This window comes from Lactiplantibacillus songbeiensis, assembly GCF_005405125.1.
GTDB classification, from domain to species: domain Bacteria; phylum Bacillota; class Bacilli; order Lactobacillales; family Lactobacillaceae; genus Lactiplantibacillus; species Lactiplantibacillus songbeiensis.
Genome location: NZ_BJDL01000035.1, coordinates 1 through 23,708 on the forward strand (window position 1 = coordinate 1; position 23,708 = coordinate 23,708).

23 protein-coding genes and 1 pseudogene are annotated in these 23,708 nt (G+C 44.7%); 9 read left to right on the top strand and 15 right to left on the bottom strand.

Going from position 1 to position 23,708, the window contains the following annotated elements:
* Nucleotides 1-137: 137 nt before the first annotated feature.
* The 3 genes from FFM77_RS12840 to FFM77_RS12850 form a co-directional block, all read right to left on the bottom strand.
* The gene (locus FFM77_RS12840) at nt 138-1,340 is read right to left on the bottom strand and encodes a MalY/PatB family protein (protein ID WP_137636170.1); all 1,203 of its coding nucleotides are present in this window, start codon (nt 1,338-1,340) and stop codon (nt 138-140) included.
* A gap of 346 nt (nt 1,341-1,686) precedes the next feature.
* A complete protein-coding gene (locus FFM77_RS12845) occupies nt 1,687-2,193 on the bottom strand; it encodes an NUDIX hydrolase (RefSeq protein WP_137636171.1) in 507 nt (168 codons plus the stop codon).
* Nucleotides 2,194-2,411: 218 nt separating this feature from the next.
* Nucleotides 2,412-3,047 carry an LVIS_2131 family protein gene (locus tag FFM77_RS12850; RefSeq protein WP_137636172.1) on the bottom strand — a complete coding sequence of 212 codons (636 nt, stop codon included), beginning with the start codon at nt 3,045-3,047 and terminating at the stop codon, nt 2,412-2,414.
* Between the two features lie 183 nt (nt 3,048-3,230).
* Here FFM77_RS12850 and FFM77_RS12855 point away from each other — a divergent pair, with 183 nt between their 5' ends.
* A complete protein-coding gene (locus FFM77_RS12855) occupies nt 3,231-3,548 on the top strand; it encodes a hypothetical protein (protein WP_137636173.1) in 318 nt (105 codons plus the stop codon).
* A gap of 566 nt (nt 3,549-4,114) precedes the next feature.
* Here FFM77_RS12855 and FFM77_RS12860 read toward each other — a convergent pair.
* Entirely contained in the window at nt 4,115-5,836 is a 1,722-nt protein-coding gene (locus FFM77_RS12860) for a glycoside hydrolase family 13 protein (RefSeq protein ID WP_137636174.1), read from the bottom strand.
* 758 nt (nt 5,837-6,594) lie between these two features.
* On the opposite strand from FFM77_RS12860, the gene thrC reads away from it, so the two are divergent.
* The 4 genes from thrC to FFM77_RS12880 all read left to right on the top strand — a co-directional run bounded on the left by thrC (nt 6,595) and on the right by FFM77_RS12880 (nt 9,751).
* Nucleotides 6,595-8,088: a threonine synthase gene (gene thrC, locus FFM77_RS12865; protein WP_137636175.1), complete on the top strand. Its 1,494-nt coding sequence runs from the start codon at nt 6,595-6,597 to the stop codon at nt 8,086-8,088.
* 14 nt (nt 8,089-8,102) lie between these two features.
* Nucleotides 8,103-8,900, top strand: coding sequence for a Cof-type HAD-IIB family hydrolase (locus tag FFM77_RS12870; RefSeq protein ID WP_137636176.1), 798 nt, complete (start codon nt 8,103-8,105; stop codon nt 8,898-8,900).
* A 328-nt stretch (nt 8,901-9,228) separates the two neighbouring features.
* Entirely contained in the window at nt 9,229-9,471 is a 243-nt protein-coding gene (locus FFM77_RS12875; RefSeq protein ID WP_137636177.1) for a type II toxin-antitoxin system RelB/DinJ family antitoxin, read from the top strand.
* Nucleotides 9,464-9,751 carry a type II toxin-antitoxin system YafQ family toxin gene (locus tag FFM77_RS12880; RefSeq protein WP_137636178.1) on the top strand — a complete coding sequence of 96 codons (288 nt, stop codon included), beginning with the start codon at nt 9,464-9,466 and terminating at the stop codon, nt 9,749-9,751. Before FFM77_RS12875 ends, FFM77_RS12880 begins: the two co-directional genes overlap by 8 nt.
* A gap of 122 nt (nt 9,752-9,873) precedes the next feature.
* Here FFM77_RS12880 and FFM77_RS12885 read toward each other — a convergent pair.
* The 6 genes and pseudogenes from FFM77_RS12885 to FFM77_RS12910 form a co-directional block, all read right to left on the bottom strand.
* A pseudogene (locus FFM77_RS12885) lies at nt 9,874-10,472 on the bottom strand (sugar O-acetyltransferase).
* 3 nt (nt 10,473-10,475) lie between these two features.
* Nucleotides 10,476-11,039, bottom strand: coding sequence for an NUDIX hydrolase (locus FFM77_RS12890; protein ID WP_137636179.1), 564 nt, complete (start codon nt 11,037-11,039; stop codon nt 10,476-10,478).
* Between the two features lie 18 nt (nt 11,040-11,057).
* Nucleotides 11,058-12,383: a hypothetical protein gene (locus FFM77_RS12895; RefSeq protein ID WP_137636180.1), complete on the bottom strand. Its 1,326-nt coding sequence runs from the start codon at nt 12,381-12,383 to the stop codon at nt 11,058-11,060.
* Between the two features lie 35 nt (nt 12,384-12,418).
* Nucleotides 12,419-12,781 (bottom strand): HIT family protein, encoded by a 363-nt coding sequence (locus FFM77_RS12900; protein WP_137636181.1) that lies wholly within the window; start codon nt 12,779-12,781, stop codon nt 12,419-12,421.
* Between the two features lie 8 nt (nt 12,782-12,789).
* A complete protein-coding gene (locus tag FFM77_RS12905) occupies nt 12,790-13,536 on the bottom strand; it encodes a 3-oxoacyl-ACP reductase (protein ID WP_137636182.1) in 747 nt (248 codons plus the stop codon).
* Entirely contained in the window at nt 13,536-13,757 is a 222-nt protein-coding gene (locus FFM77_RS12910) for a DUF2829 domain-containing protein (protein ID WP_137636183.1), read from the bottom strand. Before FFM77_RS12910 ends, FFM77_RS12905 begins: the two co-directional genes overlap by 1 nt.
* Before the next feature lie 713 nt (nt 13,758-14,470).
* Between FFM77_RS12910 and FFM77_RS12915 the strand changes: the two genes are divergently transcribed.
* A complete protein-coding gene (locus FFM77_RS12915; RefSeq protein ID WP_137636184.1) occupies nt 14,471-15,562 on the top strand; it encodes a DUF871 domain-containing protein in 1,092 nt (363 codons plus the stop codon).
* A gap of 16 nt (nt 15,563-15,578) precedes the next feature.
* Complete coding sequence (locus FFM77_RS12920; RefSeq protein ID WP_137636185.1) at nt 15,579-16,760, top strand: GNAT family N-acetyltransferase; 1,182 nt, start codon at nt 15,579-15,581, stop codon at nt 16,758-16,760.
* A 40-nt stretch (nt 16,761-16,800) separates the two neighbouring features.
* Here FFM77_RS12920 and FFM77_RS14080 read toward each other — a convergent pair whose 3' ends face one another.
* From FFM77_RS14080 to FFM77_RS12935, 4 genes are all read right to left on the bottom strand, one after another.
* Nucleotides 16,801-16,968: a hypothetical protein gene (locus FFM77_RS14080; protein ID WP_171001641.1), complete on the bottom strand. Its 168-nt coding sequence runs from the start codon at nt 16,966-16,968 to the stop codon at nt 16,801-16,803.
* A gap of 375 nt (nt 16,969-17,343) precedes the next feature.
* Nucleotides 17,344-18,789, bottom strand: a complete 1,446-nt coding sequence (locus tag FFM77_RS12925) for a 6-phospho-beta-glucosidase (protein ID WP_137636186.1) — start codon at nt 18,787-18,789, stop codon at nt 17,344-17,346.
* 149 nt (nt 18,790-18,938) lie between these two features.
* On the bottom strand, nt 18,939-19,283 hold the full coding sequence (locus FFM77_RS12930; RefSeq protein WP_137636187.1) for a PTS lactose/cellobiose transporter subunit IIA: 345 nt from the start codon (nt 19,281-19,283) through the stop codon (nt 18,939-18,941).
* Between the two features lie 92 nt (nt 19,284-19,375).
* Nucleotides 19,376-19,699, bottom strand: a complete 324-nt coding sequence (locus tag FFM77_RS12935) for a PTS sugar transporter subunit IIB (RefSeq protein ID WP_137636188.1) — start codon at nt 19,697-19,699, stop codon at nt 19,376-19,378.
* A 719-nt stretch (nt 19,700-20,418) separates the two neighbouring features.
* Here FFM77_RS12935 and FFM77_RS12940 point away from each other — a divergent pair.
* Nucleotides 20,419-21,126 (top strand): GntR family transcriptional regulator, encoded by a 708-nt coding sequence (locus FFM77_RS12940; RefSeq protein WP_137636189.1) that lies wholly within the window; start codon nt 20,419-20,421, stop codon nt 21,124-21,126.
* Nucleotides 21,127-21,217: 91 nt separating this feature from the next.
* Entirely contained in the window at nt 21,218-21,952 is a 735-nt protein-coding gene (locus tag FFM77_RS12945; protein WP_137636190.1) for a glycosyltransferase family 2 protein, read from the top strand.
* A gap of 49 nt (nt 21,953-22,001) precedes the next feature.
* On the opposite strand, the gene FFM77_RS12950 is transcribed toward FFM77_RS12945, so the two are convergent.
* A complete protein-coding gene (locus tag FFM77_RS12950) occupies nt 22,002-23,615 on the bottom strand; it encodes a hypothetical protein (protein WP_137636191.1) in 1,614 nt (537 codons plus the stop codon).
* Between the last annotated feature and the right edge of the window lie 93 nt (nt 23,616-23,708).

A 23,708-nucleotide genomic window follows, 5' to 3' on the forward strand; every position in this document is an offset into this window, starting at 1 on the left:
AATGCCTGAACTAGCTTAGCAACTAGACCACTTCTAAGAATAGATTCTTAGTGTTGCACTTGATTTGACAATTGAGGTAATAAAAAAAGTTGTTTGATTTTGGAAAAAGTCCCTCAATCAAACAACTTTTTTGTTGCCTAGTCATTTTGTGTTAATTGCGCTAAACAAGTCGTTATATTAGCAACGGCTTGATGTACATATTTTGGATCAGTCGCTAAGTTTAAGCGGACAAAACCTTGATCATTGGCACTGAACCATTCACCGAAGTCCACCGCTAAACCACATTTATCAATAATGAATTCGCGGGTATATTCAGGTTTAACATATGGTCGAATATCTAGCCAAGTCAAGTAAGTCCCCTGTAGCTCCGCGACCACAATCTTAGGCGCTTTTTCAGCTAAGGTCGTCTTCAAATACTGATAGTTACTCCGGACAATCGCCAAGATATGATCTAACCATTCGGCCCCGTCCGTATACGCAGCTTGGCCCGCCGTTTGACCTAAGACGTTGGTTTCCGTTTGGTTAACCCTCGTCATATAAGCATCGTATTGTTGGCGTAACTTTGAATTAGGAATAATCACGTGTGAATTCAGCAAAGTTGCCATATTAAACGTCTTGGATGGTGCATTCACCACAATCACATTATCCTCAAACCGGCGATCTGCGACGGTTAAGGCTGACCTAAACGGATGGTTTTGCGGATCAATTTCTAAATCTTGATGGATCTCATCCGAAACCACTAAGACGCCATATTGTTCACATAAGGCTAATAACCGAGTTTCTTCAGCTTCAGTCCAAATACGACCTACTGGATTATGTGGAGAACATTGGATAAATAAACGAACTTCATGAGCTTTGATCTGGCGTTCCACATCATCAAAGTCAATGGTATAGTGACCTTGATCATTATACAGTTCCGATGTCACTAATTGCCGATGATTGTCTTTAACCGCGTCAAAGAATGGGTAGTAGACCGGCGTTAGGATCAAGACAGCATCTCCAGGTCGGGTATACGTATTCACTAACGCATACAATGAGTTGACGACCCCGGTTCCAAAGCGAATCCAGTCTTTTTCCAAGTGCAATTGGTGCCGCTGTTGCTCCCAATTAAAAAAGGCTTGATAATAACTATCCGGGGTATAAGAATAACCGTAAATACCATGGGCAATTCGGTTAGTCAACGCAGTCGTAACCGCTTCCGGCACTTTAAATTCCATATCAGCGACCCACATTGCAATTAAATCTGGATTGCCATAGCGTTCATCTAAAGCGTCCCACTTCAGTGAGTTCGTGTGTTGCCGATTTGTGGCGTATTTTTCAATAAATGTTGCTTGATCCATGCTAAAAACCCCTTCCAACCTTAACGTTCAATCACAAAAAAACTCCGTCCTTAATTCTCATTAAGGACGAAGTTATTCACTCCGAGGTGCCACCTACATTCACAGCTTACGCTGCCTCTTGCGTTTACTATACTACATAAACGACATCAGGATAACGGCGACTAATCCGAATTAACAGCGCTAACGCACCGTTAATTAAACTCCGAGTTCATCTTCACCAAGCCGCAATCATCAATTTTCACCAACCATTGACTCGCTGTCATCACAACTTCGCTACTCTTCTCATCAACGTATCATTTTTTAATCTGTTTCTAACTTACAACGTTACTTTTAAATTGTCAACCGACTAAGCATCAATAAATTGTGGGGTACTTGGAATGGCATATTGTGAAATCCGCTGATCGGCAATCGGAAATGCGCCTGTTTCCAAATAACGTTTGGCTTGCATGACCAGTGGTGAACTGTTGGCCCAATTTAACTGACTTAACGGTACACGGGCAGCCCCGGCCGAAACAGCGGCCGTAAAAGCTGGTCGTTCACTAAGTAGCTTGCCGCTAACAGGTTGTAGCAAATAAAAGGTACTGATCATCGCCCAACGCGGCTGATCAGCTTCGACCGCTGGAAAAGTAAAACGAATAGTGCCGAGTTGTTTTTCAATGGTCGTTTGTAAACCAGTCTCAATGGCAGTGATTCTAGCCACCGTCTCGCTAAGCGTGGTCTCTGTGGTAACCGGTGCCGTTGCCAAATCATAGCGATTGGTGAAAGGCCCCGTTAGACATTTATTTACGATTAAGGTGGTTTCATCGCCAATGATGCCACACACCAATAGTGGATTAACTTGTTCGACTATCATCGGTTCGCTTCCTTCATTATCTTTCGATTAGTTGCTTGATTTCAGATATTTTAACTAGATAAATAATGTGTAAATATCCAAAAATTTGTAACTACTTAATTCTACTCCTTTATACGGTGAACTAAAACTAAAAACAACATTCTGATATAAACATTTAATAACTTTTAGTATTTATGACCCAAAAGGGACAATCCAAGGCGGATTGTCCCTTTGATTAGCTATTCAGCTTGTAACTCAGTTGTGTTAATAAACGATTGCGCTGGGACTCGAATCAGCCAACGCGTCATCGCTTGATGCCCCACGTGAACACCTAACCCATTCCAAAAACTAGGCTTGTACGTCGCGGTCATCTTTGCCACATATGCCTTTTCATGTTGCTTATCTTGTTTTAATAAGGCTTGTTGCCGCCATGGAATCCCGGCGTCTGCCACCTTAACTTGATTTAAGTTAGTCACGACGGTGGCCTTATTGCTGGAAACGGTATATTTAGCACCTTTAACCCAGTAATTATAAATATGCACCGGTTTGTTGGCACTCCCACGGTCAACGGCCACATAAGTTGAGCCATTGCTGCCAACCTGCATGACTAACGGTTCATAGTCATAGCTGACACTGACATCGTTCTTCGCTAGACTAACCCGATGATTAAACGTGACAAAAAACATGCCGGCAACTAATCCCAAACTTACAATTAATTCGCCAATCGTGATAAATAAACTTGGCCATTCAAAGGTATGTTTCCGTTCAACAATCATCTTAATGCGACGCACGCGAATATTATGAAATACCCACACAAACAATACCAGTACAATAATCCAAGCAATGATTCCAATCCAGTTCCATGCAGAAGTCATCAATTGCCAACCCTTTCCCATTTTCCTTGTTATTATTCTCTAATTGTAAATAATTCGCTTCCAAATAACAAGTAATGCCCGCCAACTTTAAGATTTCTATTGTGAAAATCCTCACTGAAGCTCCCAATGTAATCGAATTCATGGTAAAATGATGGTATTAACTTGTAGAAAGAAGGAGTACCGATGATCGCATCACTTATTTATTGGGTTGTTGTCGTAGGCTTAATCGTCTGGGGCGTTTGGATGGCAATTCTTTCAGCTTACTGGGCTGGTCAAAAGCAAAACGGCAATATTTTCTTTATTGCAATTATGAATACCTTAGGCTTAATCGCCGGTTTGTTAGTATGGTGGGTTTTCAACAACCAAAACTGGCAATACTACTGGTTATCCAGCACCGTGCAAACAACCAACTTATTAGGCATCGTCCTAATTTGCTACGTCGTTTTAATTGTCATCGAATTCATTCAAGGTCGCGGCATCAAACCAGCTGCTGCTAAATAAAGCTTGTCAACTCGTCCAATTGCGGGCGAGTTTTTTTGCAATTGAACTTGCTACTCCAATTGATTGACTCCAAAAAGCTCAGCCTAACTCGTCGTATTAAACGGCTAGCTAAGCTGAGTTTTTGTGCCATCTAAACTTAATTCTGCCTGATTACGCTTGGTGCTAGTTGGATTAAATTACCACTCTGGTTGGACCAGAATCGGCCGGAACGTGGTGGCCGCGTTTGCGAGCCAAAAATCGGTCTCGCAAGCCGGGCTTTATCTAAGCCGAAAACCACGACTAAGATAAACGACACCACTGAGCCAATTCTGGCCCGCCCGTCGTTACATAACGGGAATCAAAAAATTAACAATTGATTATTTAAAGTCCAGTTTATTTAGCTGATAAGTTGGATTCTAAAATGCTCAGCCGTGTCGTTGGCCTTAGTACGAGTGTTTTGCTCGGACTTAGGCCAAGGCCAGCTTTGAAGACCGTTCTTTGGCTTCAAAATGGCCCATAGCGTTCCAGCATTTTAGAATCCAACCGGCAGGCGGCAATCTCAACTAGCACCAAGCATGTCCGCTTATCTATTGAACTTGTAAGCTAAAACCGCCGGCTGCCAATTGCTGGCCTTGCTGACCAACCGCTAAGACCGTCATCCCATCATTCGCAATCGTTTGCGCCGTCGTGCCAAGGTTGAAGGTTCCCGTGACAGTCTGATCATCATTTTGCCGAATCAGGACTAAACAATCGCCTTCAATCTGCCAGCTCAACGCACTCGTCGCCAAGAACTCAGTCTGTTGACGTCGCCATACTAATAAAGCGCGGACAAAACCGTACATTTCCGTCGTTACTGGTGCTGGTTGCCAAGACATACAACGTCGATTATCTGGATCAGGACCACCCGGCAAGCCAATTTCGGTCCCATAATAAATGCACGGACTCCCTGGCAATAACATCATTAACGTTAACGCTGCTTGTAGCCGTTGCGGCTGATTGCCCATCACTGTGATTGCCCGCGCCGTATCATGCGTATCTAGCGCATTGAGCATCACTTGTTGATTAGGCCGTGGGTATTGGGTCAATTGGAGATTCGTCTTACCGACATAATCTTTGAGCGTCAACTCATGATTGAATAACGCTAAGATTGGCCGGGTTAAAGGATAGTTCATGACCGCATCAAACTGGCCATTGCCAATTAACGACGGACTACTATGCCAGGCCTCACCCAACAAATAAACATCTGGTTTGACCGCTCGTAAGGCCGCACAGATTGCCCGCCACGTGCCATGGTCAACTTCATCGGCCACGTCAAAGCGCCAAGCATCGATATCCAATTGTGATAACCAATAAGTGGTAATTTCAATCAAATAATCCCGAACAGCTGGATTCTGCGTCTTTAATTTTGGCATGCTGGCCGTGGTGCCAAAGGTTTCATAGTTTAACGTCCCCGTCTGTTGGTCGCGCCCAACTGGCCAATCATGAATATGGAACCAATCGGCGAACCGCGACTTAGCACCATTCTTCACCACGTCTTGCCATTGGGGTGACGCCGCGCCAAAGTGATTGAAAACCGCATCCAACATGACATGCATTCCACGGGCATGCGCACCATCAACCAATTCTTGAAAATCTTGTTTCGTCCCAAAATGCGGATCAATTTCAAAGTGATCCAAGGTGTCATATTTGTGATTGGATGGCGACGTGAAGATGGGGCATAGATATAATCCGTTAATCCCTAAGTCGGCCAAATCATCTAAGTGATCAATAATACCGCGTAAATCACCACCATAAAACGAGTCCGTCTTAACTGGCCCTTGTCCCCAAGGTTGGGTGTTTTGCGGATCATTGCTAACATCACCATTGGCAAAACGTTCCGGAAAAATCTGATACCAGACGGTCGACTTGACCCAAGCGGGCGGTAATTCAGCATCACTGACATGTAAGTACGGCAGATGGAAATAATGTCCCGTTGTCGCCCAATTGGCAACCGTATCATCAAAGAACCCATCATCGCCATAACCAATCGTCGCACCATTTAAATCGGTCAGCTTAAAGGCATAAATTAACCGATTCGTTGGCACAGTTACAGGCAGCGTCCAATATTGTTGCGCTTGCGTCGCTAACGTCGGCTGCAAATACACCTGTTGTAACGGTGTTCCCGCCTGCCACAAATACATATCGCCATAAATCAACTCCACCTGCTGCACACCATCTAAAGCCGTGCGCAGCCGCATCAATACCTGATGATCCGCTAGAATCGCGGTATCAGCGCTCTCGGCACAATGTGAAATTCCTGCTAATTGCATGTTATGATTACTCCTTTTGTTTATAGTTATTATTGGTTAGATTAAGAGTACCACTCTGGTTGGACCAGCATCGGCTGGAACGTGGTGGCCACGTTTTCGAGCCATAAAGCGGTCTCGAAAGCCGGGCTTTTTCTAGGCTGGAAAATCACCAGCCAAGAAAAACGACACCACTGAGCCAATGCTGGCCCGCCCGGCGTTAATTAGCGAGTACTCACTTTATTTTGTATAAACCGCTAATTTCAAAAGTACTCAGTGATAATGTGCCAACATTTTGGCCTCAATTATCAAGTAATCAACCCAACTAGTACTAAACACCTATATGAAATCAGTCACGATTTTTCTTTTCATTGAACAGCTATAATTATGTCATCAACGTCATCTAACCATCAGTTGACCACCAATAAGCCAGGCTACCCCGCTCATTTGATACCAACATTAATCCATTCCTAAATAATCTTGAATTAACAGCAATAATAGCACAGGGCGGGCTGGATGACGCTCAGTGGTGTCGTTTGACTTAGAGCGGGTGACTTTCCCCGGTCTTAGTCAAAGCCCGGCTTGTGAGACCGCTCTGTGGCTCACAAACGTGGCCACCACGTTCCAGCGTCAGTCCAGACCAACCGGAGCGGCAACAATCGCCAAAGTAGTAACCGGTTACATTTCACAACAAGATTCCCGGTTATTTTCGTGGAAACGCCCCCGCTGGCTCGTAAATTAGTGTATCATTTAAAGCAAACTAAGTGAAAGGACGTTCATCTATGGAAACACTTTATCGCAGTACCCGTGAATCTGCAAGCCAGACCATGACGAGTTCACAAGCCGTGTTACAAGGCTTAACTCCTGATGGTGGTTTGTTTGTCCCCGTTACCTTGCCACAAGCTGACTTTGATTTTGACCAACTAGCTCAGGCCGATTATCAAACAGTCGCTTACGAGGTTTTAAAGCTCTTCTTTACTGATTACACCGAAGCTGAACTTAAAGGCTGTATTCAAGCTGCCTATGGTGATCAGTTCGATGACCCAGCCATTGCCCCCGTTACGAAGCATGGCAAGCAATATTACTTAGAACTCTTCCATGGTCCCACAATTGCCTTCAAAGATTTGGCCTTGCAAATCTTACCGCATTTAATGACGACCGCCGCTAAAAAGAACCAGTTACAAGCTGAAGTCGTCATTTTAACAGCAACTTCGGGTGATACCGGTAAAGCCGCTATGGCTGGCTTCGCAGATGTCGACCAGACCAAGATCATCGTCTTCTACCCCCAAGCTGGGGTCAGCGCCATTCAGAAACAACAGATGGTGACCCAAGTTGGTGACAATACTTACGTGGTCGCGATTAATGGAAACTTTGATGACGCTCAGACCAAAGTCAAAGAACTGCTTAATGACAGCGAGTTACACGCCCAATTAGCAGCCAACCAATTCCAATTTTCAAGTGCCAACTCGATCAATATTGGCCGCCTATTCCCACAAGTGGCTTACTACGTCTATGCGTACACCCAATTGATCAAGCAAGGCCAGCTTAAAAATGGTGATGAAGTCAACTTTAGTGTGCCAACCGGGAACTTCGGCGACATCTTAGCCGGCTACTATGCCAAACAATTAGGTGTGCCGATTCATAAACTAATTTGTGCGTCAAACCGCAATAACGTGTTAACTGACTTCTTTAATACCGGCGTATACAACAAGAACCGGGAATTTTTCTTAACGAGTTCACCATCCATGGATATTTTAGTTTCCAGTAACTTGGAACGCCTAATCTTCTATCTAACTGGTGAAGATCCGAAGCAAACAGCTAGTTTGATGGCTGATTTACAAACGAAAGGTGCATACACCTTGACCCCTGCCATGCGCCAAGCGGTTACGGAATTCTGGGCGGGCTTCGTCACGGAAGGTCAAGATCAACACGAAATCCACCACTTGTATGCGCATCATCACTACACGATTGATCCACATACTGCCGTAGCCTCTGCCGTAGCGAAGCAATACCAAGCCGCCACGAAGGACCAGCGGCCGATGGTGGTCGTTTCAACCGCTAGTCCGTATAAATTCCCGAAAGCGGTCTTAGCAGCTATTACCGGACAAGACCATGACGTTGATGGCTTAGCGGCCGTCGACCAGTTGCACGCCTTGATTAAGACGCCCATTCCAGCAACCGTTGACAATTTACGGACAGCGCCGGTACGCCATCATCAAGTTACGGAACCCGACGCCATGGCCGCTGCCATTAAGGCTATTTTAAAGCTTAACTAGAAAGGACTTTTAGGATGATTACGACAATTGCATTGGATTTAGATAATACGTTATTAACATCTGACAAGACGATTTCGCCGAAAACTGAAGCGGTGTTAAAGCAGCTCCACACCGCTGGTAAACGGATTGTGCTCTGTACCGGCCGACCAATCAAGGCTATCCAACCTTTTCTAAAGCAATTAGATTTAGAGCAGCCAACTGACTTTGCCATTACCTTCAATGGTGGCCTCGTGCAGCAAAATACGACCGGTGATGTTTTAGCTCGTAATAGTGTCACGAAGGCTGATATTCAGCCGCTGTACGACTACGCCCAAGCGCAACACTTTCCACTTGATGTCATCGACTTAAAGCAAGTCTATTCGTTAGTCGAACTTGGTAAGTCACCATACGAAGACTTCATGCGTGGCTTAATGCCTTTTAAAGACGTGCATTTCGAAGACTTGCCTGCCGATGACCAATTCGGTAAAGTCGTGAGTGCTTATGAAGATGTGGCCAGCATCCAAGCCAACTTGCCACAGGCGGTCACGGATAAATTCCACGTCGTGCCTTCACGCCGTAATTTATTAGAATATTTACCAGCTGGTACCGATAAATCAGCCGGGTTAAAGGCCTTATTAGCGCACTTCAACGAAGACTTCAGTAACTTAATGGCCTTTGGTGATGAGGAAAATGACCTCGGTATGCTCAAAGCTGCCAAAGTCGGTGTCGCGATGGCTAATGCCATTCCAAAGGTAAAAGCCGCGACAACTGATGACACCTTGAGTAACGATGACGATGGGGTGGCTGTTTTCTTGGAGAATTATTTTAAGTAGATCACCTTTAGCACACCGTTGCCAACTATTTAGATAACTACTGAAAGACCAACACGGCTTAGTCCCTTGTTGGTCTTTTTCTTATTCGCCCCAACAACTGACATGCACCAGGACAATTAAACTTTTTTTCAAATAATAAAAAATTAATTTAAAACTATCACTATCATCTCGAACACCTGTCCGTTAAAATAAGCATTAGTATCCTCTATTTGGCAAGTGGCATTTTAATTCAAACGTATTAATTGACTATTATCATCTTGCTGATATGCTTTATTTTAGGTGGGACACTCGGATTGAATTAAGTCTGATCATGAAAGTGAGGTTCACCATGGAAGAACAAATCAACTTTTCACTTGACGCTGATAAAGCCCAAAAATTACATCTTATTTTTAAATCAGCCGGTCTAACCCCAGAACAAGCTTTTACACTTTTCGCAGATAAAACCATTGCTACTGGCAAATTACCATTTGATGCTGAAAGACCAAATAATCGTTTACAAAAAGCACTCACTAGCAAAGATTATATTGCCTTCACAGACCCCCAAGCTGGTTTACGTTGGCTCAATGAGTGAACGATATATCTACTATCCTAAATACGAACGCCAATTTAAAAAGCATTACCGTAAAATGATCCGCAGTGGTCAATATCACGCTAAAGATTTTGAAATTATTTACGATAAACTATTAAAAAATGAACAGCTCGAAGCTAAATATCAAGACCACAAATTAGAAAACATGTCTAAAAATGATCGTGATTTGCACATCTATCCAGACTGGATTCTGATTTATCGTTATGAAGATGACTTCGTCGCTTTTGTTGATATCGGTACCCATTCAGACTTGTTTAAATAAACCCAAACAAGACTAATGCCCCCTTACCACATCCCTAACACCTAAAAATGGTCAACAATTACTGACACATCCAAGTAATTGTTGACCATTTTTTTGTTTCATTAATCGTTGATTTGCTAAGCCTATTCCGTAAAGCTCATCCCCGTAAACCCAGTCCGATCCACTGCAGTAATTGGCCGCAACACCTGACACGGATTTCCAGCTGCTAGGACATTACTTGGCAGGTCGTGCGTCACCACACTGCCAGCGCCAACAATCGTCTTGTCCCTAATCGTCACGCCCGGCAAAACAGTGACGTTGGCCGCTAACCAACAACGATCACCAATTGTAATCGGTTTGGCAATACAACCGCCATTTTGCCGTTCCGTTGCATCGAATAAATGGTTACTCGTATACAAGCCAACTTTCGGACCAAATAAGACATGATCACCAATCGTAATCGGGGCACCATCCAACATCACACAATCATAATTAGCGTAAAACTGGTCACCGACATGAATATTACGTCCGAACTCAACCCGGAAGTTAGGATTAACAAACGGCTGTTGGCCCGCACTGCCCACTAATTGCGAAAAATTGGCACTTGTTTTATGGGATCAGTGATGGCATTCAAGTGAGTCGTCACGGTTGTTGCGGTGTTACGCGCGGTAATCAAGTCAGCATCCAAATCTAAATACGGCTGACCAGTCGCCATATAAGCAAATTTTTCAGCTAAGTTCATCCGCTACGCCTCACGTAAAAAGTTCAAATACCACGTCAAGGCACAGACCGCCTGAGCCGACCGAATCTTACCAGCCCGCAATAAATCAATCACTTGGCGCAGCGGCACCAACTGATTATTCACGAATTCATCGGCATCGAAGTGACGTTCGCCATGCTCAGTCGGATCAATATGAGTCAAAATCAAGTTCACCGTTTCACTCGTAAAGCCTTCAGACGACGTAATCGCCGTCATCACTTGGCTATCATGAGCAATATAACCCGTCTCTTCTTGTAATTCGCGGGTTGCCGCCACTAACGGTGCTTCACCAGCATTAATCAATCCCGCTGGTAAGCTAATCGTTTCGGCATTCAAACCAACCCGATATTCTGTATTCACGACAACTTGGTCATCATCGGTAATCGCTAAAATCGTAACTGCATCGCCATGCTTGATTAAATCCCGATCAACCGTTAACCCATCCGGCGTTTTGATGGTTTGCTTGACCAAGTCAAAAATTGGTCCCTGATACACCGGTTGCTCATCTAAAATCTGACCGGTCCGCCCGGCTTTATCTAATGCATCCATTTTTATTGACCTCACTTTTTAATCATCTTGATTAGACCAAATCCCACTTTTAAACGTGGCCGTCCGATTGCGATATAAGACACCACTTGCCGTATACCCTTCTTCATCAGTCGGATCATCGCCATCACTAAACGATACCAGACGCCGCTTATGATTTCGGTAAACTGTGACACTGCCAGCATCGCCATATTCATTTTCACGATCATAAGTCCGCTGGTTAGACTGCTTTTTGAAATGCACCTTAATCACGCGATTCCGACGCCGATTCGGCTGATAAAAGGTCACTTGCTGTGCTTGACCAGCTCTAAACGTCACTTTAATCGGCGTATTCATTGCCGTCAAGATTAAAGCTCGCTTAAGCTGATGTTGCCGATCCGTCACCCAAGTCACACGACTGCGACTGAGATAACCACTACTTTCAGTTCGTTTGATTGTATGCTGAACAGCCTGTGTCACCGTTTCAGTCGATTTAGGCGTCAATAACACCGTCGCTGCGTCGTGATACCGGCCTTGCACTAATTGGGATTCTTCTGGCAACCAGCCAATGGTTCGGCCACTCGCCGTCTTCAGTAACAAGTACCGGCGACCATCTGTCCGCACTAGGCGTTTCACCGCATAGAATTGCTGATTCAATAACGTGTCCGTGTCATGGGCAAACGCGCGGAAAACCGTCCCGGGTACATTCGACCAAGCATGGACAATCGTATTCCCTAGATTCATTGCCAGATTTGACGGATTTTTACCTTCAAACGACGTTAAATAATACGGCACCTTCGGCAAGGTCGTTACCGACCGCCGATAAGTCGTCCGGCGTAAATCTTTTAACGCAATATAACCCCAGTCATTATTCGGCTTTAGGTTCGTCCACGTTTGCTTAGCATACGCCTTAAAAGGTCGGTTAACGGCCACATGATGCACATTTTGAATCAAACAATACGTGCCTTTTTCAGTATCGAACAACTTAGCAATCACGACTTTAATCGGCGCCGAAATCTCTTCTTCATCACCATCAACCGTCACATGATACCGATTATTCACGTGTTTCAAACTATCATATAATTTCACATGGTCATTGGCGAGCTGATAAGGCACCCGACTATTGCCAGCCCGGGTGGCTAAAACTTTTCCCACACCATCAGTCCGATCCGCGGCCCGTCGACGCTTTTGAGCGGCCGTTAACGGCTTGGGTTTCGCCAGTTTAGTCGCCACTTTAACATGCTTTTTCCGTTTGGGCGCTGTGACGGTTGCCGTAGTCGCCAATTGCTGCGTCCATCCGGTCCCAATCAACAAGCCTAACCCAATCAAGCTAATTCCTAATCCCCACCAAATTCGTCGTTTACGCATGTTCGTATCCCCATCTATTTTAAAGTTAGTCTCCGTTATCCTTGATCAGCCGGCAACATCTTGCGAATGCCACCCGTTGGATCAGGCACATCGCCGTGATATCGCGGAATCAAGTGTAGATGGCAGTGCATCACCGTCTGACCAGCCGCCGCGCCAACATTGATGCCGATGTTATAACCATCTGGCTGATAATGCGCATCTAAATAGGCCTTCGCTTGTTTTAGTAAAGCCATCATTGCCTGCTGATCTGCAGTGGGCACCTCAAAATAAGTGGCATAATGCTGCTTGGGAATAATCAGCAAATGACCACGACTCACTGGATGAATATCGAAAAAAGCCGCTGCCAAGTCGTTTTCCAAGACATACGGCTGCGGCGCACAAAACAAACAATCTTTCATTTTTAACCCTACTTTTCTAACCAACCACCGTCAACTGGCATGACCGTTCCATGAATATAATCGGCGTGGCGACTCGCTAAGAACAGCGTCAGATCTGCCACTTCATGCGGTTGCGCCCAGCGTTTGGCAGGCGTCTCACCGGCAACCCAGGTCGCCATATGGCCGTCACCCGCAAAGTCAGCCGCATTCATCGGCGTTTCAATCGCCCCCGGTGCAATACAGTTGGCTCGAATGCCCTGATCTGCATAATCCAAATCAAGTTGCTTCGTATAACCGATAATCGCGTGCTTGGCCGCGGTATACGCGGCCCCACCACCACCAGCAACTAGCCCAGCAATCGAGGCCATGTTCACAAAGACCCCATGTTGTTGCTTCAGCATCGCCGGTAACACTGTATTCGTCACGATAAATTGACTTGTTAAATCCGTCGCTAACAAATCTTGCCACGCCGCTAAGTTCGTCTCGAGGGTTGGCCGATAACCATCCAACTTTCCCGCGGTATTGCAGACAATCGCTGGCGTTCCTAATTGTTGCATACCAGCGTAAATAGCCGCCGTTAATGCCGTAGCATCGGTAACATCGGCCACCTGATAGCTTAACTGCTCGGTCACCGCTAACGCTGTGGGCCGTGGTTGAATATCAATCGCAATCACCCGGGCGCGCTGCGTCAAAAAGGCTTGGGCTTGCTCCAAACCAATTCCAGACGCGGCACCAGTTACCAGCACCGTTTGCCCGGTAAATTCATCAAATTGCATTAGGCAACCAACTGCCAATCTTCGGCTAAAATATCACAATCAGTTGGTGACCATAAGCTGAAGGCTTCATCCGCGGTCTTGATCAAGAAGTATGGGTTCAATACATCCCCTTGATACGTGGTTGTCGGTTGCAGGACCACATACAATTCGGTTCCTTCCCAACCAGTCCGAACGGCTTTTTTGCCAGCCTTTAATTCAGGTAAAATTGCTTCAAATGTCATGATGATTCCTCCATTAATTTTGATTTATTTTTTCACGATTATATTGCTAGTTAGATTAAAATTGCCACTCTGGTTGGCCCAGAATTGTCTGGAACGTGGTGCCCGTGTTTGGAAGCCAAGGAACGGTCTTCCAAGCCGGGCTTTATCTAAGTCGAAAACCACGACTAAGATAAACGACACCACTGAGCCAATTCTAGTCCGCCCGTCGTTAATGACTGCTAGTTATAACTGAGTTTCGTATTGACTTTTAACCAGCTATTTTAAGTAGAAAACATCTAGTCACAACGTCAACTAGCACCAAATGTATCATCTGTATATAACTATCATTGACTGACACAGCAAACATGCTGGTCAACATATCGATTATCAATATACACCCTAATTAGCGCAGGTTGATCTGGATGATGTTCAGTGGTGTCGTTTGACTTAGGTGAGTGACCTTCTCAGCTTAGTCAAAGCCCGGCTTTTGAGACCGCCCTTCGGCTCAAAAACGCGGCCACCACGTTCCAGCATCAATCCAGACCAACCGGAGCGACAACCTAAGCAAATTCAACAGTACTTATGTCAAAATCGTATCATAATCCCCCACTGATTAACAGCGAACTCGCATGTCTAAAATTTGTTGGTACCAATTTACCGTAATTGCTGGTATGGACCAATCATCTGTGCGATAATGTAAGCGAATACAGCAATTGCAATGGAGGAATTTTATTATGAGTAAACTGGGAGTATCCGTTTATCCAGAACGGTCAACTTTTGAAAAGGATGCCGCTTATTTGGACCTGGCTGCCAAGTATGGCTACCAACGTGTCTTCACTTCGTTACTAGAAATCAAAGGCGATGCCGATGAAGTTGTCACTAACTTCAAACGTGTCATTACTTACGCGAACAAATTAGGCTTACAAGTCATGGTTGATGTGAACCCGGGCTTATTCAAACAACTTGGCGTGTCTTACGATGACTTATCCTTTTTCCATGACCTCGGTGCTTGGGGTGTCCGCTTAGACCTCGGCTTTACTGGTGCCGAAGAATCTCGGATGACGCATAACCCATATGGCATCAAGATTGAAGTCAACATGTCGAAAGGGACGCACTATGTGGATACGATTATGGATTATTCACCGGTTAAAGATAATCTACTTGGATCACATAACTTTTATCCACAACAGTATACCGGTCTCGGTTATGATTACTTCGTCCAGACTTCGACTCAATATCGGCAATACGGCTTAAACACCGCCGCTTTCGTCTCATCAAATGACGCGACTTATGGGCCTTGGCCAATGCAAGATGGCCTCTGTACATTAGAACAACACCGAGGCTTGCCACTTGCCGCACAAGTTCAACATTTGAAGATGACAGGACTCATTGACGATGTGCTCATCGCTAACGCTTATGCCAGTGAAGCTGAACTTAAAGCAGCCAGTGACGTCTTCTTCAGCCCCTACCCCGCCTTACATGTTGAAACGGTCAGCGATATCACAGCAGCGGAAAAAGCAGTACTGTTCGATCAACCGCAAACGTATCGTGGCGACTTCTCAGATTACGTCATTCGCTCCTCCGAAACGCGGGTAATCTATAAAGATTGCGACTTTCCAGCCCATGCCACGACCGATGTTAAACGCGGCGACCTGTTAATCGACAATGATGACTTTGGCCAATACAAAGGTGAACTCCAGATTGCCCGGCGTGACTTTGAAAATACTGGCCGCATCAATGTTGTTGGCCATGTCGTCGCCAGTGACGCCCAATGTTTGGACTTATTAGCACCTTGGGCCGACTTCAAGCTCGTCGCCGCTAAGTAAAAAGGAGGAGTACTGGATGGCTGAAAATTTACGTTTAACTAGTGATGCCGACCGCGATGCATTCTATCAACTGTATCAATATGCCTTCAATAATCATGATAGTGCTGCACGACGGGCCTTCTTTATGGATCGTTATCAACACGGTTGGATTTATGGCTTGCACGCTAATCAACAACTCGTCAGTGGCCTGTATAGTTTGCCATTTCAAGTCAACTTTCATGGCGTCACCTATCCGATGAACGGCATCGGGGATGTCATGAGTGCACCCGAATACTCGGGCCGTGGCGGCGCTGGTAAGTTACTTACCGCTGCGTTACAAGAAATGGCCGCTAAGCAGATTCCGTTGTCCTATCTCGCGCCATTTTCTTATGCTTATTACCGTAAATTCGGTTACGAACAAGTCTTTAATCACACGCAACACACGATTGCGGCCCACGATCTCCCGGTTATTAAGCCCTACGACTTGTCTGGGACCATCACCCGTTACGGCAATGAAGGTCTAGTCCTAATTAATGACTTTTACGCGGCGCAACCAATCAATCAGCGTGGTGGCATGATTCGTTCTGACTGGTGGTTACATTACTTGACGTTAAAACATGCTTGGTCCGTCGCGATTTATCGCAATGCCGACCAACAAATTGAAGGTTATCTCATCTACGATCGCCAAGCTACCACCTTTGCCATTCAGGAATGGGCCGCTAGCACCCCGACTGCTCAGCAACGACTAGCTAACTTTGTGACCAAACACGGCACGACTTTTCAAACGTTTAGTTACGAAGCGCCAAGTGAAGCACCGTTAGCGGATTTGTTCGAAAATCCATACGCCCTCCACGTCACCACGACCCCGTATATGATGGCGCGCATCGTGTTATTGCATGACTTTTTAAAACGCTACCCGTTTACTGGCGATATCACGCCTATCCGCTTAGCGATAACCGATGCGACGCTACCGGCTAACCAAGGCATCTGGCAATTACAGGTCACGCACGGTCAAGTCACTTTAAACCGTGTGACTGCCGACTTAACCAGCACTAGCGACTTACAACTCTCGATTCAGCAACTCACCAAAGCACTGTTTGGCGCCCGGAGCTTGGCTAGTGCTTGGCACTATGGTCAACTCACCGGCGACCTCGCTGCAGCCCAACGACTAGATGCGAGTTTGGTTCATGACAAACCAGCGCTAATCGATTACTTCTAACTAAAAACCACCGACCTACTGAATACGTGGTCGGTGGTTTTTAGTGCTGATGCCATAATTGATAACTCATCCAAGCTAAGCCGATTAGCAATAGCCCGAAAACGCCATTCAACAGCAAATTATCCGCTGGTATGCGAATATTGGTTATCCAAAAGATTAGAATGATCATTAAAGCAATGAGACTCCCAATTTGAATCCTTCTATGCATGATCCAAGTCCCCCACAGATTGAATTTTGACCTAATTATGCAAGCTAACCAAGTCAAATACCAGCCGAATCAGACTAACTATGTCAAATCTTAACGATTATTCGCAGACTAAAAGCGGCACGCCTTCACTGGTCGCGCCGCTTTTAGCATCAACTTTAACGTCGTAATTTAAACAAAAAGAAAATCACAGCTGCCAGTGCTAAAATCACTAGCGCCGTCACACCTAAAAATAAGAGATCCCCGTAATAGATGCCGTTCATCGCCGTTGTCCTCCAAGGTTTTGACTTACCTTTAGCATAACGCAAAAGCAGTCGCTAACCAACCTGAAAATCAGGCTGCCTAACGACTGCTTTTTACAATTTCAGCTTCTTATAATTACCCTAAATCAGCGCCATCGGATTCGATAACTTTTTGATACCAGTAGAATGAATCTTTCTTCGAACGGTCAAAGCTACCTTTACCATTATCATCGGCATCCACGTAGATAAATCCATAACGTTTCGCCATTTCACCAGTGCTGGCTGAGACTAAGTCGATGCAACCCCATGGGGTATAACCGATCAAGTCAACCCCATCAAGTGCCACGGCTTCTTCCATTGCTTTGATATGGTCGCGGAAATAACTGATCCGGTAGTCGTCATGCACGCTGCCGTCCGCTTGCTTCTTATCGTAAGCCCCAAAGCCATTTTCAACGATGAATTGTGGTAAATGCCAACGATCTTGCATCCAGTTCATCGAATAACGTAATCCGGTTGGGTCGATTTGCCAACCCCAGTCTGATTTTTCAACGTAAGGATTTTCGACAAAGTCATCTGGTTCCGTATATTCGTATGCTGGCGCTTCATCAGCCTTAGCCTTCGTGACAAATGACATGTAATAACTAAAACCTACATAATCAACGGTACCGGCCTTTAACGTGGCCAAATCATCATCGGTAATGTCCAATTTAATATTTTTACGTTCCAAATATTTTGGCAACCACTTTGGATATTCGCCTAAGCAATGCACATCACCGTACCAGTAACGCGTCTGCATCGCCCGTTCCGCCTTCATGACATCTTCTGGCTTAGCGGTCAATGGGTAGATTGGGCACATTGCCACCATGCAACCGATTTGGAAATCAGGATTAATGGCATGCCCCGCTTGCACCGTCAAGGCACTAGCGACTAATTCATAGTGCGCGGCTTGATACATTGCCTGTTGCCAGTTATCGTCTTTACCCAATTGTAACCCAGAGTTTTGTAATAGTGGGTGCGGATCTTTCCACGCCGTTTGATTATTGATTTCATTAAAGGTCATCCAATACTTGACCTTGTTGCGATACCGCTTGAAGACCGTCTTGGCAAAATGAACGAAGAAATCGATCATCTTCCGATTGGACCAGCCACCATAAGCTTTAACCAAGTGATAGGGAATTTCAAAATGAGATAAGGTAATCACTGGTTGAATATGGTGCGCCAATAAATTATCAAACAAGTCATCGTAAAACTTCAAGCCAGCTTCATTCGGCTCATCTTCATCGCCATTCGGGAAGATGCGCGTCCACGCAATCGAGGTCCGGAAACACTTAAAGCCCATCTCTTCAAAGAGTTGGTCGTCTTCTGGGTAACGATGGTAGAAATCATTCCCCCAGTGGTTCGGATAGATTTCTCCCGGTTTGACGCCATCCGTCACTTGACGGGGCACGCCATTGCGGCCAGCGGTCATGACATCGGCAATGCTGACGCCTTTGCCATCAGCTTGCCAGCCACCTTCTAATTGATGAGCAGCGACTGCGCCGCCCCATAAGAAGTCTTTCGGCATTTTATATCCATTTACCATTGATTTATACCTCCAAATGAGTTGTCTGTTATTTAAAAATGAGTGGTTTATTTTTAAAAATGTATATACATTGAAAATACTCCGAAAAAAGAACCTCAACTAATCCCGTAGCACTAGTCGCGGTCCAAAATTAACGGCAGTTCTAATCATTACTTTTCAGCGTCTAAACGCCGGTATAAATCAACAATTTCACCAGCTAAGTCGCGGAACGTAATCGCGTTCATGATATGATCTTGTGAATGAACAAGGAGCAATGAGACATGGGTATGCTTGCCAGAAGCCTCATCAGTTAACATTGAGGTCTGAGCATTGTGTGCTTCAGTCAAGAAGTTATCAGCTTCCTTCAACTTGGCATCAGCCTTGTCAAAGTCGCCTTCCTTAGCGGCCCGAATCGCTTCAAAAGCGGAACTTTTAGCGTTCCCACCATTGACGATCAATCCCATGATTGTTTCTAAACTTGCGTCGGTTTCTGTTGCTTGATTTTCTTCTGCCATTAATTTATACATCCTTTTTAATTTTTTAGTTCAACCGTCATCGCCGGATTTGGACGATCACGTTGATTGGTACTTGCTAGGTTAATTGATAACTATTTTGCGGCTTTGGCCATTGAGGCTTCGGCTTCTTTTAAGACTTTTTCACCATTCATCATGCCATAATCTTGCATGTTGATGACTTCAACAGGAATATCAGTGACTTTCTTTTGGAAGTCACTTAACATATAGCGAATTTGTGGTCCAAGCATTAAGATATCAGGGTTCTTTTCTTTTAGCTTGTTATCGGCATCACTGGCAGCGGTTGCAAAAATATCTGCATCAATCCCGTCAGCTTCCGCTGCTTTTTGCATCTTTGAAACTAATAATGAGGTCGACATTCCGGCAGAACAGACCAACATAATTGTTTTTTCAGCCATAATCAACACGCTCCTAAATTCTTTTTTGTTTTTATTACTTTTAACGGTTGCATTTTAAACCGCTTTCATTACAATTAAGATTATAAGTCATGGGTACAAATTAAACAAGTCTGAATAAATACTTTTAGCAAAAATTTTCAGATGGCACGCGTTGAACGTAACTTGCCACTCTGGTTGGGCCAGCATTGGCTGGAACTTGGTGGTCGCGTTTGGAAGCCAAAGGGCGGTCTTCCAAGCCGGGCTTTATCTAAGTCGAAAAACCACGACTAAGATAAACGACACCACTGAGCCAATGTTGGCCCGCCCGGCGTTAATTAACGACTAGTTATGCTTAATCCGGTAACTTAGCCAAGAACTTGGCAGCATTTTAACTAGCACCTAGCACCACCTAAACTAACTTATTAGTGAGACAATTAGTCCATCACTAATTATCGACACATCAGACTAACACCCGGGTGACTGATTTATTTTTTAAAAGCAACTTTTACCAATTAACAGTCGTAGTGACCAAGATAGTCGCCGTGTCGCGTCACTTGACCGGGTGATTTCCCCGATTTAGTGACTGGGCCGCCTTTAAAGACGTGGGTTATCGGCTTTGAAGCGCCTCGAAGACCGCTCCTCGGGCTTCCAGGCTCGCCCCACCGCGACTGTCTTGGTCAACGAAGACGATCAAGGTACCACTAATCAATACACCATCAACCAAGAAAGCAGTGATTTTTATGTATCGTGACATTGCAGCTAGTATCGTTAAAGCGATTCGCGACGGTATCTTTGTCACCAAGCTCCCCACCGAAGCCCAATTAATGGACCGGTATAATGTTAGTCGTAATACAATTCGCAAGGCCATTGACCTTGTCTACCAACAAGGCTTACTCCGCCGTGTCCAAGGTAGTGGCTATTTTATTAGTAAGATTGAGCTTCGTCATAAAACAGTCGTCAACTTGTCCGCTCGTTCGATTCAAGGTGGCGAGAATCAACCACATAACCTAGAATCGAAAGTCGTCACCTTCGATACTATTAAAAGTGATACCGCCCTTGCTAAGCAATTCGGGATTCCAGTTGAAGAAGAACTTTATCGCGTCATCCGGCTACGTTATTGGCATCATCAGCTTTACAGCCTAGAAACCTCCTATTATTTAAAATCAGTGGTACGCTTTATTTCCGTCGAAGCGGTTAATAGTTCTATTTTCAGCTTTCTGGAAGAAGTCTACGGCATTCGAGTGGCCAATAGTGATGATTACTTATCGTTAACTAATCTGAACGAAGAAGAAGCCAGCTTAATGCAAGCGGACCACGGCAAAACTTATTTGACCTTAGATTCCAGCAATTATTACAAAAATAATGGTCTATTTAATTTTTCGCACACAGTCTTCGCATACCCTGATCTGGCGCTGTATTTCCACACAACTAACTTAGCAAATAATTAATTTATCCTCAAATATTGACGAATCACTGTAAATTCATCACATTTTACGGCTATAATGGTATAGTATACAAAAATATGATGGAGGAATTAGCGTGTCTGCACCCCTTTTTTCAGTGGTTGTACCTGCGTACAATCAACATAAATTTATCAACAGTTGCCTGACCAGCCTCCGCCAACAAACGATTACAGACTTCGAAGTGATCGTGGTGGATGACTGTTCAACCGATGATACTGCAGCTCAGATTGCGACGTTAATCAAAGATGATGACCGGTTCCACGTCATCACCCATACGCACAATCGCGGTGTTTCGGCAGCGCGCAATTCAGGTATGGCGGCCGCAACCGGTCAGTACTTGTGTTTCGTCGACGGGGACGACTGGGTGGAACCAAACTTTCTTGAATATTTCTTGCAGGCTTACCAAGCTGCTCCCAAATCACAATTGGTTGTTTGCGGCCACTACGGCTATTTAGCTGTACCTGGCCCACAGAAAACATACGATCAAAAGGAATTAATTGCCAATATTAATTTTGGGACCGTGGGCGGCTTTTCGTGGAATAAATGTTTCGTCCGCGCTATTATTACGGCGCATCATTTAAAATTCAACGAAGAAATTGATTTTCTTGAAGATCAATTATTTGCTTTTCAGTATGCCAACTATGTCCAATCGACAGCCTACATGCCTGAAAAGACCTATCACTATCGCTGGCGTTTCCGTAGTAACCTGTCCCACATCGGGATTCCGTTCTTTGCGGCACGGCGCAAGATGATCAAGTTATTAAAGCAAGAAAGTAAGCAAACGTTGCGTGAAGATTTGAATAATCAGTAGTTTAAAAGGCGTTCAGAATTTTTCTGAACGCCTTTTAACTATCTCGATATTATTGATCACTGGGCACATCCTCTAAAGTCCACGTAATCTTACCTTGATACGTTCCAGGAACCGCATCAGGACGCGTCTTCAATAAAATTCCCGTATCGTTTTTCCAAGCTTGATTACTGTCAAAGGCCGCCTGACCTTGCGCCGTCGCAATCACTGTCCCTTTGCTCGTTAACGGCACCGCATTTTGGCCTTGATGATATTCGAGTTGACCCGCCAATTCACCTTTTTTTGGATCTTTAAATGATGTCACTGCAGCCAAGAGACGCCAGCTTTGCTTAACATCGCCCCGCTCATCGTTAACTTTAACTTGCCAATCATCGGTACGCTCAGTTAATTGTGAGTGCCCGTTTAAGACGACATCTTTGAATTTAACTTGGTCTGGGACTTTCTTAAAGGCTAGATTGCCTTGGACGTGGACAGACACTGATAATTTCTGCGAAGTCATATTATGTCTATCGATCGAAAATACTTCCAATTCGTGGGTACCAGGCTTTAAGCTTTTTTCATCTAAATCAAATTCAAATTTACCAGTTGCAATCTCTTCATCATTCAACTTTAAGCTTGCCAACCGATCACCTTTCCGCACGACCATAATTCGAACATTATGATCTTCCATGCTACTTTCACGTTTGATTGTACCAGTTATTTTTAGCTTTTCATGATGCTTAATTTTAAATTCAGTTTTTGCCAATTCTAGGTGCATTGGTAAATCAGCTAATAGCATATATCTTGGCAGGACAAGGTTATGATCACTACCATCGACATAATACTTAGCTACACCATCATCTTTCTCACTACTAACAATATTATTCTTTACATGATTAGCAATAACCTTTACCTCAATCGTTGCCCAATCACGCTGGTCGCTCAACTTAACCGGAAAATTATATTCCAATCTTTTTTCTCCCACAGAAACAGCATTCGTCACACCCTGACTAGTTAAAAATTCAGCACTTTTAAACGTAATCGCTTTTGGCGCCCTAAAATACAACTTAACCTTTCGCGTTGCTGCAGTCCCAGTTCGATGTTTAAATTTGAATCGATAGGTCAACTCTGAATGATCCCCCAATACTGACCCAGCGCTAACCTCTTGACCATGCGCATCAATAATGTCTACCGAAGTGTCGACAACCGCATTCGGCATGGCATCATTAGCATGTGACGTCGCCGTATCCGAACCACCTTCAGTCACCACTGACGGTTCACTGGCACTACTACTAGTACTCTCGCTGCTAGTTGAGACACTTGAATCACTTGAATGTTCACTCCCAGTCTTACTTGAACTATAACTGGTCTCCTGTGACTCGCGACTACTTGAATCCGCACTGTTCTGACTAACACTACTTTCTGAACTACTTTCACGTTCAGCATGACTCTCTACACTACTAGCTGAACTTGAACTAACCTGAGATTCTGAGCTACTTGAACTTTCTACATGACTGCTTAAATCGGCTGCTGAACTGCTCACAGTTGACTGACTTTCCGATTGCTTAGTTGTGTCATCAATCTGACTACTTTCAACTGTTGGTGTGGCGATGGCTTGTACCGCCAGTTCTTCCCCAACTTGATTCAAACTAATGATTAACCCAATAATACTTACCCATCGCCACATTGATTGTGCCTCCTATTCTTTCGCTACGATACTTGCAAACGGTTGCTTTTTAGTATGATATGTATCGTGGCCCCGCTAACGGTAGCCACCTCT